Source organism: Pontibacter locisalis, from assembly GCF_042684605.1.
Classification (GTDB): Bacteria; Bacteroidota; Bacteroidia; order Cytophagales; family Hymenobacteraceae; genus Pontibacter; species Pontibacter locisalis.
The window spans coordinates 169,155-181,748 of the sequence record NZ_JBHULU010000010.1 but is presented as its reverse complement, the minus strand read 5'-3'; the positions used below and the strand labels follow the sequence as shown (position 1 = coordinate 181,748).

The following is a 12,594-nucleotide window of genomic DNA, read 5'->3' as shown; positions in this document are numbered from 1 at the left end:
GCTGTGGCAGGGGCACCAGCTTTTATATTTCATCTGATTTGTGTTCAGGATGTGTTGTCGTACCTTCTGAATTAGATTATCCGTAATTTCTAATTAATGATTTCAAATTCTAAATTCTTCACCCCATGAACTACTACATCATAACCGGAGCCAGCAAAGGTATAGGCAAAGCAATAGCCGAAGAACTATTGAAAAACGAGAAAAATTTTGTGGTGGGCGTGTCGCGCACAAGCAGCATTAAACATGCAAATTACCGGCATCAGCCCCTCGATTTTTCTGACATAGAGGCAGTAGAGCATAACCTGCAGAAAGTATTCCATCCTTATAAGGATGCAGAAAGGTTAGTACTTATAAATAATGCAGGCGTGTTGGGCGATATTGGCTATGTTGGTGAAAATATGCCGAAAGAGCGTTTTGAGTTTGTTTTTGATGTAAATGTGATTGTGCCAGCTATGTTGATGAACACTTTCCTGGAAGCTTATAAGCAAGTGCAATGTGAGAAGGTGATAGTTAATGTTAGTTCAGGAGCAGCTCAGTATCCCATTGATGGTTGGGCGAGCTATTGTGCCTCGAAAGCAGCAATAGACATGTTGTCTCAAACAGTACAGTTGGAGCAGAATAAACGTGGGTCAGGTGTTCAGGTATTCGCTCTTTCGCCGGGTGTGGTAGATACAGCCATGCAGGAGCACATTAGGGAAAGTGATGAAGAAAAGTTCAGCAACATACAGCTCTTCCGTGACTATAAAGCAAATGGGGAGTTGGCCTCACCAGAAGAGGTGGGAAGAAAGATTGTAAAGTTTCTAAACAACACGAAGGAATATGATCAGGTATTAGTATCGGTGCGGGATATGGAATAGCAAATAGATTTGGGTTTACTCCAGACCCTTGGAACCACAACAAAGAAGGCTATACTTTTAAGTGTGGCCTTTTTTGTTGTGTAGTAGTTTGCTTGTAGCTTAAACATTGAAGCCCAGGAAGATTCAATAATATAATTCACAGTTATAATCTTGCTAAATTGTTATAGTTATGCTAATTTGATATACCAAGTAGAATAGTAGCTTAAACCTTAAGTGTTTATGAAGAATCCTATCTGTCCCCGCTGCAATGCGCTGCATGTTGTGAAAAGTGGTATCGTGAATGACAGACAGCGGTACCGATGCAAAAAATGCAGTTATTACTTTACTGTAGGTAAGCTAGGGAAGAACATAGACAGCTATTACGTTACGAAAGCACTACAGCTGTACATAGAAGGAATCAGTTACCGTGAGATTGAGCGAATCCTGGGTGTAAGCCATGTGTCGGTGATGAATTGGGTGCGAAAATACAAAATAAAGGCTCCGGAACAGACAGAGTACCATCCTACCTATAAGATTATGAATCACGCAGAGCTGGTGGAGTATATGAAGGCTGGAGGAAACCTGAAAGGTGCCGGCATGATGATTACAGAACTGGGGGATAAGTACATGATGATTAAATGGAAACGCTTCAAAGAGTAATTTTTTGATTAATATCCTGCCTTTTAGAGTACTAAGTATATCAATTTAGCAAATATCTATAGTAGCTTATCTTTTTTCATAACATTTCGATAATATAGTTTAAAGATTCAGGGGAGACAGCTGGCCCCGCTCTTCACCTTTAAACATCCTGAAGTCAATGAAAAAAGTACTACTAGGTTTAGTAGCAGGGCTTATGCTTTGCTGCGCTGGAAGAGATGCGTCCGCACAAGGTTCAACGGAATATGGAGCGGGTATAAAGCTGCCTCTAAACCCCGAAGGCACTAAATACATTCGCTTTATCACCTGGCACCAGGTCTGGATACGCTACAACGAACACAACACCGGATCACTCCGGAACAACGAGCTGGTGGATCATACACTGGACTTTGGTCTTCGTCGCTCCCGCTTCCTTACCTATTCCCAAATTTCACCACGGTTCCTGGTGCTCCTGCACTTTGGTATCAACAACCAGAATGCGGTGAGTGGTGGGCTTAATCCGGCTTTGGATGGAAAGAAGCCTCAGATCTTTATTCATGATGCCTGGACAGAATACAGGCTGTTTGACAACTATTTGTCTGTCGGGGCTGGCTTGCACTACTGGAACGGTATTTCACGCATGACCAATGCCAGCACACTTAACTTCCTTACGATTGATGCCCCTATCTTTAACTGGGCCACCATAGATGCCATAGACCAGTTTGCCCGTATGTTAGGCGTTTATGCCAAAGGCAAAGTAGGCAAGCTGGACTACCGGGTGGCAGTAAACGATCCGTTCGTGACAAACACAGCACTAGCAGTTGCTCCGGTGGCTAACTACAATCCACGAAACAACAACAAAGTATACCAGGGCTATTTTAATTACCAGTTCCTGGAGCAGGAATCAAACCTGTTGCCATACATGGTAGGTACTTACCTGGGTTCCAAAAAGGTATTTAACATAGGGGCAGGCTTCCTGCACAACGATGAAGGTATGTGGCGCATTGAGCAGCGGGCCCTTGGCCAAGATACAGTGGAGGCCGATATCAACCTTTACGGTGTAGATACTTTCCTGGATCTGCCACTGAATACAGAGCAGAACACAGCACTCACAGCCTACGCAGCTTATTACAACTACGACTTCGGCCGCAACCACGTCCGTAACATCGGTATCATGAATCCTGCCACAGGCGGGGGCAGTCTTAGGGGCAACGCCTTTCCCACTATCGGTACAGGCGACATAGTTTACGGACAGGCAGGTTTTCTTCTTCCAAAGGATCTCATTACCAAAAACGTAAGACTACAGCCCTATACTGCCTTCAGCTACGGAAGCCTGGATGGCATACGTGACAGCAGCGGAGACAAAGTGCCTGTGAAAGTGCTGGATGTAGGTGCCAACATCCTATTGGAGGGTCATCATTCTAAACTGACGCTTAACTGGCGTAACAGGCCAGACTTCACCAATCCAAACGATCTTAAATACAGGCCTGAAATTACATTGCAGGCCATGATATACTTGTAAGCATTAAAAATTAAACCTCTTTTAATATGGAAAATAATAAAAACAGAATGCAGGAATACTGGCAACGCAACGTTCGGATTCTGCTCACACTGCTGGGCCTCTGGTTCATGGTGTCCTATGTGTTCGGTATCCTGCTTGTGGAAGAGCTCAACCAGTTTCGCCTCGGCGGATTCAAGCTGGGCTTTTGGTTTGCGCAGCAGGGGGCAATCTATTGCTTTGTGATCATCATCTTTGTTTATGTGGTGCTGATGAACAAGCTGGATAAGGAGTTTGATGTAAATGAAGATTAACGAAGGTTCACTTTAAAGTTTAAGACAATGGAAATCCTAACCTGGACATACATCATCGTGGGCCTTACGTTTGCCCTCTACATCGGCATCGCCATCTGGTCTCGGGCCGGTTCTACAAAAGAGTTTTACGTGGCTGGTGGTGGCGTAAGCCCACTTGCCAATGGTATGGCTACAGCCGCCGACTGGATGTCTGCCGCCTCTTTTATCTCCATGGCTGGTCTTATCTCCTTTATGGGCTACGACGGTTCTGTGTACCTGATGGGCTGGACGGGTGGCTATGTACTGCTGGCCCTACTGCTGGCGCCTTACCTGCGCAAGTTCGGCAAGTTCACTGTTCCTGATTTTGTGGGAGACCGATACTATTCCAAAACTGCGCGACTGGTAGCTGTTATCTGTGCTATCTTCATTTCCTTTACTTATGTAGCCGGACAGATGCGTGGTGTGGGTATCGTTTTCTCCAGATTCCTGGAGGTTGAGATAGAGACAGGTGTAGTTATCGGTATGATCATCGTGTTGTTCTATGCTGTTTTGGGTGGTATGAAAGGAATTACCTACACGCAGGTGGCACAATACTGCGTACTAATTTTTGCTTACATGGTGCCTGCCATCTTTATTTCCATCATGTTAACAGGAAACCCTATTCCGCAGATAGGTTTGGGCAGTGAAGTAAACGACGGCACATACCTGCTCGATAAGCTGGACGGTATGCTGACAGAGCTTGGGTTCGCACCGTATACAAATGGTACTAAGGCTACGATAGATGTATTTTTTATCACTGCGGCTCTGATGGTTGGTACTGCCGGGCTACCTCACGTAATTGTTCGTTTCTTTACTGTTCCTAAAGTAAAAGATGCCCGTAAATCTGCTGGCTATGCGCTGGTGTTTATCGCCATACTTTACACTACAGCTCCGGCTATCGGTGCTTTCGGACGCTACTACATGATCGAGAACATCAGCAACCGCCAGATAGCCAACATGCCGCAGTGGGTGCAAAACTGGCAAAAGACAAACCTGATCGGCATTGAGGACAAGAACAACGATGGGCGTATCCAGTACGTGAAGAACCCGGAGGTAAATGAGCTGACAATCGACAAAGACATCATGGTTTTGGCCACACCGGAGATTGCGCAGTTGCCTAACTGGGTAATCGCCTTGGTGGCAGCAGGTGGTTTGGCAGCGGCACTTTCTACAGCTGCAGGGCTTCTGCTGGTAATCTCTACCTCTATTTCTCATGACCTACTGAAGAAATCTTTCAAACCAGATATCTCAGAGAAAAATGAATTGATTGCGGCACGTATTGCTGCAGCGGTGGCAGTAGTAATTGCAGGTTATTTTGGTATCTATCCTCCGGGATTTGTGGCCGAGGTAGTAGCCTTTGCCTTTGGTCTTGCAGCTGCTTCGTTCTTCCCTGTAATTATCATGGGTATCTTCTCGAAGCGCATGAACAAGCAGGGGGCCATATGGGGAATGGTATCGGGCTTGACATTCACTGTTGCTTACATCGTATACTTTAAATTTATAAACCCGGCAGCTAATGTACCGGAAAACTGGTGGTTCCAGATTTCGCCTGAAGGCATTGGTACACTTGGTATGGTTCTGAATTTTGTTGTATCTTTTACTATATCAAGGTTCACGCCGGCACCTCCGGCGCATGTGCAGGACCTGGTGGAAGATATCAGGATTCCACGTGGAGCAGGAGTGGCTACCGTGCACCATTAATTTAGTGCTTTCATAGCTTTCGTTTTGAGTGGGGGGAGGGAGATCAGTCCGCAGATAATGCGGTGATAATTCCTCACCTTACTTAAGATGACAAACAACCGATACCGTAGCATGCGCGACAGAGCAAAAGGCAGAAGACTCTTTTTCATCAGTGCTTTATTCCTGGTGCTGTTGAGTTTTCCTGTTATCTCCATCTTCAATAAAGGGGAGGTAGTGGCGGGAGTACCGATGCTGTACCTTTATATCATGGGTGTCTGGCTGTTGTGTATTGCTGCTATCGGTCTGTTCGTGGATCGGAGAAGGTCAAAAAGGGAGACAAGTAAAAAAGGATGAACTACTGGCTCGTCATAGCTATATCATTTCTTTACCTGGCTTTACTGTTTGGGTTAGCCTCCTGGGCAGAGCGTCGCTCTGCTGCTGGCAGGAGCCTTGTGAGCAATCCCTACATATATGCCCTTTCCATGGCTGTGTACTGTACCGCCTGGACCTATTACGGCTCGGTTGGCAGAGCTGCTTCAGGAGGCCTGGAGTATCTGGCAATTTATATCGGCCCAACATTGATGGCACCACTGTGGTGGGTGGTGTTGCGAAAGATCATCCGCATCTGTAAAGTGCAGCGGATAACCACCATTGCCGACTTTATCTCTTCGAGGTATGGCAAGAATGTAACCCTAGGTAGTATTGTTACGGTGGTCTGTGTCTTGGGAATTATCCCCTACATATCCATACAGCTAAAGGCGATCAGCAGCAGCCTGATAATACTTACCGGAAAAGCTGGCAACATGGAGGCGTTTCCTGATACTTCCTTCTTTATCGCCATCGGTCTGGCCCTGTTTACGGTTGTGTATGGAACGCGACACATAGAAGCTACCGAGCGGCATGAGGGCATGGTAACAGCCATTGCCTTTGAATCGGTGCTAAAACTGGTTGTGTTCATTGCTGCCGGTGTGTTTGTAACCTATGGTGTGTTCAATGGCTTCGGTGACATCATGCAGCAGGCAACGCAGCTGCCGAATTTTGAGCAGCTGATGACGTTTGAGGGGGAGCATGGCTATGCGCAGTGGTTCTGGATGGTACTGCTTTCGATGCTGGCCATACTTTTTTTGCCTCGCCAGTTTCAGGTGGCAGTGGTGGAGAATGTGAATGAGCAGCACCTGAACAAAGCCATGTGGCTGTTCCCGCTGTACCTGTTTGCCATCAATATTTTTGTGCTGCCTATTGCTTTTGGCGGTGATCTGATGTTTGTAAATGGATCTGTGGATGCCGATATGTTTGTATTGGCGATTCCATTGAGTGAGGGGAAGAGTATACTTGCTTTACTTGTTTATTTAGGTGGTTATTCGGCTGCAACCAGTATGGTGATTGTATCTACAATAGCCCTGAGTGTGATGATGAGCAACAATCTGATCATGCCGCTTCTGGTAAGCGTGCCAGCGATCAAGAACCGTTACAACGATAAGCTTACAGCCATACTTTTAAACAGCCGTCGCTTTTGCATTCTGTTGGTGCTTTTGCTTGCTTACCTGTACTACAAGGGGGTGGCAGAATATTATTCACTGGTAGAAGTCGGGTTAGTCTCTTTTGCAGCGGTGGCTCAGTTTGCGCCGGCTATTATTGGTGGTATTTTTTGGAAAGAAAGCACTAAAAATGGTGCTCTGGCGGGTATAATCGCTGGTTCTATACTATGGTTCTACACGCTGGTGGTTCCTTCTATGGTGGGTGTTGGTATGTTACCTGCTACTATTTTAAATAATGGTCCAATGGGGGTTGATTGGCTTAAGCCATTCGAGTTATTCGGTTTGCAGGGGTTGGACTATATATCGCATGCTATGTTCTGGACCATGTTCTTGAATACAGGCTTATACATCGGGGTATCACTGCTGAGCCGGCAGAGTTCGCAGGAGCGGAATCAGGCAGAAGTTTTTGTGGATATTTTTAAGTATTCTGCTGTATTCGAATCTTCCATAGTATGGAAAGGTACAGCCTACATTCCTGATATAAAATCCCTGCTGATAAACTTCTTGGGTGAGAGACGTGCCGAAGTTGCCATGAAAGCTTACCAGCGTAAATACCCGGAGCCGGCTAATGAAGATGGCAAGGCAGATGCAAAACTTGTAAACTATGCAGAGAAGCTTTTAGCCGGTGTCATCGGATCTTCTTCAGCACGCATCATGGTATCGTCTGTGGTCAAAGAAGAGGAGATAAGTATAGAGGAGGTGCTGTACATCCTGAAAGAGTCGCAACAGTTGATTTCTGTAAACAACGAGCTGCGCCGTAAGTCCATCGAGTTACGGAAGGCAACAGAGCAGCTGCGAAGTGCCAACGAAAGGCTGAAGCACCTGGATGAGCTGAAAGATGAGTTTTTGTCTACTGTTACCCACGAGTTGAGGACGCCTCTTACCTCCATCAGGGCGCTGTCAGAGATACTGTATGACAACCCTGAAATGGAGCGGGAGGACCAGGAGCATTTCCTGCATACCATAGTTAAGGAATCAGAACGCCTCACCAGGCTGATTACACAGGTGCTGGATCTGGAGCGGTTCGAGTCTGGTAAGCAGAAGCTGAGTCTTGCACCCGTGCAGATGCAGGAGGTGATAAATGAATCTGTGGAGGCACTGGGGCAGCTTGTGGAGGAAAAGAACATTGAGCTGATTGTTGACGTGCAGCAGAATATGCCTGCCATAAACGGCGACAAAGACCGGTTGATCCAGGTAATGGTGAACCTGGTTTCGAATGCCATCAAGTTCTGCAGTCCGAGTGAGGGTAGAATCATTGTTTCGAGCTACTACATAGACGGCGATATAAAGGTAAATGTGGTTGACAATGGTAAAGGAATAGCGGCAGAATTTCAGAAACAGATATTTGATAAGTTTTACCAGGCACAGAACCAGAATATACTCAAACCCGAGGGAAGCGGACTTGGCTTGGCTATTTGTAAAAAGATTATAGAATCACACCAGGGGAGAGTGTGGGTGGAAAGTGAACCGGGGAAGGGTGCTAAGTTTTCTTTTGTACTGCCCGCTAAAGCCACAGCACCGGTTGCTAAAGTATAGAACTATGAAAAAGGATAAAGAAAAGCTGAAGATATTGGTCGTGGATGATGAGCCAAGTATTCTGATGCCTCTGGAGTTCCTGATGCGAAAGAACGGATTCCAGGTGTTTATTGCGCGCAATGGTACAGAGGCTATTGAGAGCGTGAACAAGGAGCTGCCACAGGTAGTGGTGCTCGACATCATGATGCCTGATGTGGATGGTTATGAAGTATGCCGGCACATACGAAAGCATGACAACATGAATGGTGCAAAAGTCATTTTCCTAAGTGCCAAGACAAAGGAGGCGGACATAAAGAAAGGCTATGAAGTAGGGGCTGATCTGTACATCCCAAAGCCGTTTTCTACCCGCTTCCTGATGGAAAAGATAAAAGAACTCACTGAGAGTTAGGCAAATTAAAATCATAGAGCCATGGAAACAATCGCCACAAGAACAGCTAATTCCTATGCAGAGGCTTACAACAAGAGTATTTCCGAGCCGGAAGCTTTTTGGGCAGCGCAAGCCGCACAAATTGCCTGGTACGAACAGCCGAAGCAAATTCTCACCACCGATGCCAACGGTTTCTACCGTTGGTTCAAAGGAGGCAAGCTAAATACTGCTTACCTGGCCCTGGATTATCATGTAGAGAATGGCCGTGGCGATCAGACTGCCATGATCTATGATTCTCCGGTTACCAACACGGTGCGTAAGTACAGCTACAGTGAGTTTCGTGACCTGGTTGCCCGTTTTGCAGGAGCTCTTCGGGGGCTAGGAGTTGGCAAGGGTGATACGGTGGTTATCTACATGCCTGTTATACCAGAGGCTGTAATAGCGATGCTTGCCTGCGCGCGTTTAGGAGCTGTACATTCTGTAGTCTTTGGTGGATTTGCACCTCATGAGCTCAGCGTTAGGATTGATGATGCAAAACCTAAAGTTGTGGTTTCTGCCTCCTGTGGCATTGAGTTCGATAAGCACATCCCGTACAAGCCCTTGCTCGATAAGGCCCTGCAGGACAGCCAGCACAAACCTGACCATACCATCATCCTGCAACGGCCATATGTGCAGGCAACGATGCAGCCTGGCCGCGATCTGGATTATGAAGAGCTGCTGCAAAAAGCAACGCCAGCTGATTGTGTGCCTGTGGATGCCAACGATCCGTTGTACATCCTTTATACTTCAGGTACCACAGGCAAACCGAAAGGTATAGTCCGGGACAATGGCGGACATGCGGTGGCGCTCAAGTTTAGTATGAAAGCAGTGTATGATGTAGATCCGGGTGATGTATTCTGGGCAGCCTCGGATGTGGGTTGGGCAGTAGGGCACTCTTACCTTGTCTACGCGCCACTTATTCATGGCTGCACTACCGTTCTTTTTGAGGGCAAGCCGGTCCGGACACCCGATGCCGGTACTTTTTGGCGCATCATCATGCAGCATAACGTAAAGGTGCTGTTTACGGCTCCAACAGCTATTCGTGCCATCAAAAAAGAAGACCCGGATGGGACCTACAAACAGATGTATGACCTGCCATCACTGAAGTGCCTCTTCCTGGCCGGGGAGCGTTGCGATGTAGCTACCTACCACTGGGCTAAGGACCTGCTGAAAGTGCCGGTAGTCGATCACTGGTGGCAGACAGAGTCCGGATGGCCAATGGTGGCTAACATGGCAGGCTTTGGGTTGATGCCTGCTAAACCCGGCTCAGCCGGAAAACCAGTGTGTGGGTATAAAGTAGAAATACTGGGAGAGGACGGGCACGAGCTGATTCCTTCGCAGGAAGGCTATGTGGCCGTAAAATTGCCCTTGCCTCCGGGATGCCTTCCAACACTGTGGGAGGACGATAAGCGTTTCTTCCACTCTTACTTGGAGCGCTTTCCGGGGTATTACATGACCGGCGATGGCGGCTACATGGATGAGGATGGGTACGTGTACATCATGGGCAGAATTGATGATGTGATCAACGTATCCGGGCACCGCCTCTCTACCGGGGAGATGGAAGAAATGGTAGCCTCGCACCCGGCAGTGGCAGAGTGTGCCGTAGTGGGTATTAGTGATGAACTGCGAGGGCAGCGGCCAATAGGGTTGGTCGTACTTAAAGACGGCAAAAAGATAAGCGAAGAACAACTGGAGCAGGAGCTGGTGGCATTAATTAGAGAGAAGATCGGTGCTGTGGCATACTTCAAAAATGCGCTAGTCGTGAACAGGCTTCCCAAGACCCGCTCTGGCAAAATCCTCCGTAAAATCATCCGGAATATTGCTGATGGAGAACATTATGCCATTCCATCTACCATAGACGATCCGGCTATACTAACTGAAATACACAATGACCTGAAAGCACGGTGCATAGGCAATGCTTTTATTCAATAAACATTTTAACTACCTTAAGATAACTAAACTTTCTGAGCCATGATGAACCATCAGATTAAAACTAATGAAGAATACGAGCAGGCTTATAAGCGTAGCGTAGAGGACCCCGAGGGATTTTGGAGTGATATAGCGAGTACATTTACCTGGCGTAAGAAGTGGAATACCACCCTGGAGTGGAATTTTGAGGAGCCAAGTATAGAGTGGTTCAAGGGTGGTAAGTTGAACATCACAGAAAACTGCCTGGACCGCCACTTAAAAACCCGCGGTAATAAACTTGCCCTGATCTGGGAGCCTAACGATCCGAAGGAAAGGTACATCCGCTATACTTACCGTGAGCTGCACGAGAAGGTATGCCAGTTTGCCAATGTATTGAAAAAGAACGGCGCTAAAAAAGGAGACAGGATATGTATTTACATGCCGATGATTCCTGAACTGGCCTTTGCGGTGCTGGCCTGTGCACGAATTGGTGCTATCCATTCGGTAGTGTTTGCCGGCTTTTCAGCTGTAAGTATGGCAGACAGGATCAATGATGCACAGTGCAGCATGGTACTTACATCAGATGGCCTTAACCGCGGCGCCAAGCAAATTCCTGTGAAGCGTGTTGTAGACGAAGCACTGGAAATGTGCGAATCTGTGAAGAAAGTGATCGTAGTGGAGCGTTTAGGCTGGGCAGTTAACATGGTTGAAGGCAGGGATGTATGGTACCACGAGGAAGTAAAAGAGGTGAGCAAAGAATGCCCTGCCGAAGAAATGGATGCAGAGGACATGCTGTTCATTCTTTACACTTCAGGGTCCACCGGCAAACCAAAAGGAGTAGTGCATACCTGTGGCGGCTATATGGTGTATGCCCAGTATAGTTTCTGTAACGTGTTCCAGTATGAGGAGAGTGACGTGTACTGGTGTACCGCTGACATTGGCTGGATAACAGGACATACTTACCTGCTGTATGGCCCGCTGCTTTCCGGGGCCACTACCCTGATGTTTGAGGGCGTTCCTACTTACCCGGACATGGGCCGATTCTGGCAGGTGGTTGATAAATTCGGTGTAACTATTTTTTATACTGCTCCAACTGCCATACGCTCTCTTATGGGTGGCGATATTGATGAAGTACTCTCTTACAGCCTGGACTCCCTTAAAGTACTGGGCTCAGTGGGTGAGCCAATAAATGAAGAGGCATGGCACTGGTACCACATACACGTCGGAAAGGAGCGCTGCCCGCTGGTGGATACCTGGTGGCAAACCGAAACAGGTGGCATTATGATTTCTACGTTGGCAGGAGTAACCCCGATGAAGCCAAGTCATGCAGGTCTTCCGTTGCCTGGCGTGCAGCCGATATTAGTAGACAGTAACGGTGACGAGATCAAAGAGAATGGTGTAGAAGGGTATCTCTGCATTAAATTCCCATGGCCAAGCATGATCAGGACCACTTACGGTGACCATGAACGTGCTAGGCTCAGCTACTTCTCCACTTACAAGAATCTATACTTTACCGGTGACGGTGCGAAGCGCGATGAAAATGGGCTATATCGTATAATAGGCCGCGTGGATGATGTGATCAACGTATCCGGACATCGTTTTGGCACAGCCGAGATTGAAGAAGCTATCAACCATAACTCACATGTTATCGAGTCTGCAGTAGTAGGATATCCGCATGATGTGAAAGGGCAGGGAATTTATGCCTTTGTAATCTGCAAGGATAGGCCGGAAAACGACGAGTGGCTGCGTGCAGAGATCGTGGAGACAGTGGTAGAGAAGATAGGTAAAATCGCCAGACCAGACAAGATTCAAATCGTAAGTGGTTTGCCGAAAACACGCTCTGGTAAAATAATGCGCCGCATACTACGCAAGGTGGCAGAAGGAGATACTTCCAATTTAGGCGACACCAGCACTTTGCTCGACCCAACTGTAGTGGATGAGATAAAGGATGGAGCATTAAATGCTGTCCAGGTAAAATAGATTAAGTTTAGTTGCTCGTATAAAGTCCTGTTACTCTTGTAGCAGGACTTTATACGTTTCTGGTGGTCCCGGGTCCAACCACCCCTGCCCCTCCTTAGCTAAGGCGGGGAGCTCTTGCATTACTATAGCAAAAGTATAAACTCTGTTGCTGATGCTTAACCTCCCTTCTCACAAGATTTTTACAAGATGACAATGAGGAACTGCTTTAACTATTGTGCTGGGGCATGAGGCAGTAAGTAAAATT

10 protein-coding genes are annotated in these 12,594 nt (G+C 47.1%); all 10 read left to right on the top strand.

Going from position 1 to position 12,594, the window contains the following annotated elements:
* Window positions 1–125 precede the first annotated feature (125 nt).
* Window positions 126–857, top strand: a complete 732-nt coding sequence (locus ACFSRY_RS07745) for an SDR family NAD(P)-dependent oxidoreductase (RefSeq protein WP_377504936.1) — start codon at window positions 126–128, stop codon at window positions 855–857.
* A gap of 219 nt (window positions 858–1,076) precedes the next feature.
* A complete protein-coding gene (locus ACFSRY_RS07740; RefSeq protein WP_377504933.1) occupies window positions 1,077–1,496 on the top strand; it encodes an IS1/IS1595 family N-terminal zinc-binding domain-containing protein in 420 nt (139 codons plus the stop codon).
* 157 nt (window positions 1,497–1,653) lie between these two features.
* Window positions 1,654–2,994: a hypothetical protein gene (locus ACFSRY_RS07735; protein ID WP_377504930.1), complete on the top strand. Its 1,341-nt coding sequence runs from the start codon at window positions 1,654–1,656 to the stop codon at window positions 2,992–2,994.
* 26 nt (window positions 2,995–3,020) lie between these two features.
* Complete coding sequence (locus ACFSRY_RS07730) at window positions 3,021–3,284, top strand: DUF4212 domain-containing protein (RefSeq protein WP_377504927.1); 264 nt, start codon at window positions 3,021–3,023, stop codon at window positions 3,282–3,284.
* 27 nt (window positions 3,285–3,311) lie between these two features.
* Window positions 3,312–5,003, top strand: a complete 1,692-nt coding sequence (locus ACFSRY_RS07725; RefSeq protein WP_377504924.1) for a sodium:solute symporter family protein — start codon at window positions 3,312–3,314, stop codon at window positions 5,001–5,003.
* A gap of 87 nt (window positions 5,004–5,090) precedes the next feature.
* The gene (locus ACFSRY_RS07720) at window positions 5,091–5,336 is read left to right on the top strand and encodes a hypothetical protein (protein WP_377504921.1); all 246 of its coding nucleotides are present in this window, start codon (window positions 5,091–5,093) and stop codon (window positions 5,334–5,336) included.
* Window positions 5,333–8,056: an ATP-binding protein gene (locus ACFSRY_RS07715; RefSeq protein ID WP_377504918.1), complete on the top strand. Its 2,724-nt coding sequence runs from the start codon at window positions 5,333–5,335 to the stop codon at window positions 8,054–8,056. Before ACFSRY_RS07720 ends, ACFSRY_RS07715 begins: the two co-directional genes overlap by 4 nt.
* Before the next feature lie 4 nt (window positions 8,057–8,060).
* Window positions 8,061–8,444, top strand: coding sequence for a response regulator transcription factor (locus ACFSRY_RS07710; protein WP_377504915.1), 384 nt, complete (start codon window positions 8,061–8,063; stop codon window positions 8,442–8,444).
* Between the two features lie 21 nt (window positions 8,445–8,465).
* The gene (locus ACFSRY_RS07705) at window positions 8,466–10,394 is read left to right on the top strand and encodes a propionyl-CoA synthetase (RefSeq protein ID WP_377504912.1); all 1,929 of its coding nucleotides are present in this window, start codon (window positions 8,466–8,468) and stop codon (window positions 10,392–10,394) included.
* Window positions 10,395–10,433: 39 nt separating this feature from the next.
* The gene (gene acs, locus ACFSRY_RS07700; RefSeq protein ID WP_377504909.1) at window positions 10,434–12,350 is read left to right on the top strand and encodes an acetate--CoA ligase; all 1,917 of its coding nucleotides are present in this window, start codon (window positions 10,434–10,436) and stop codon (window positions 12,348–12,350) included.
* Window positions 12,351–12,594 lie beyond the last annotated feature (244 nt).

Coding starts and splice junctions, on each gene's coding strand:
- ACFSRY_RS07745 (WP_377504936.1), top strand. CDS start 126: ATGAACTACTACATCATAACCGGAGCCAGCAAAGGTATAGGCAAAGCA.
- ACFSRY_RS07740 (WP_377504933.1), top strand. CDS start 1,077: ATGAAGAATCCTATCTGTCCCCGCTGCAATGCGCTGCATGTTGTGAAA.
- ACFSRY_RS07735 (WP_377504930.1), top strand. CDS start 1,654: ATGAAAAAAGTACTACTAGGTTTAGTAGCAGGGCTTATGCTTTGCTGC.
- ACFSRY_RS07730 (WP_377504927.1), top strand. CDS start 3,021: ATGGAAAATAATAAAAACAGAATGCAGGAATACTGGCAACGCAACGTT.
- ACFSRY_RS07725 (WP_377504924.1), top strand. CDS start 3,312: ATGGAAATCCTAACCTGGACATACATCATCGTGGGCCTTACGTTTGCC.
- ACFSRY_RS07720 (WP_377504921.1), top strand. CDS start 5,091: ATGACAAACAACCGATACCGTAGCATGCGCGACAGAGCAAAAGGCAGA.
- ACFSRY_RS07715 (WP_377504918.1), top strand. CDS start 5,333: ATGAACTACTGGCTCGTCATAGCTATATCATTTCTTTACCTGGCTTTA.
- ACFSRY_RS07710 (WP_377504915.1), top strand. CDS start 8,061: ATGAAAAAGGATAAAGAAAAGCTGAAGATATTGGTCGTGGATGATGAG.
- ACFSRY_RS07705 (WP_377504912.1), top strand. CDS start 8,466: ATGGAAACAATCGCCACAAGAACAGCTAATTCCTATGCAGAGGCTTAC.
- acs (WP_377504909.1), top strand. CDS start 10,434: ATGATGAACCATCAGATTAAAACTAATGAAGAATACGAGCAGGCTTAT.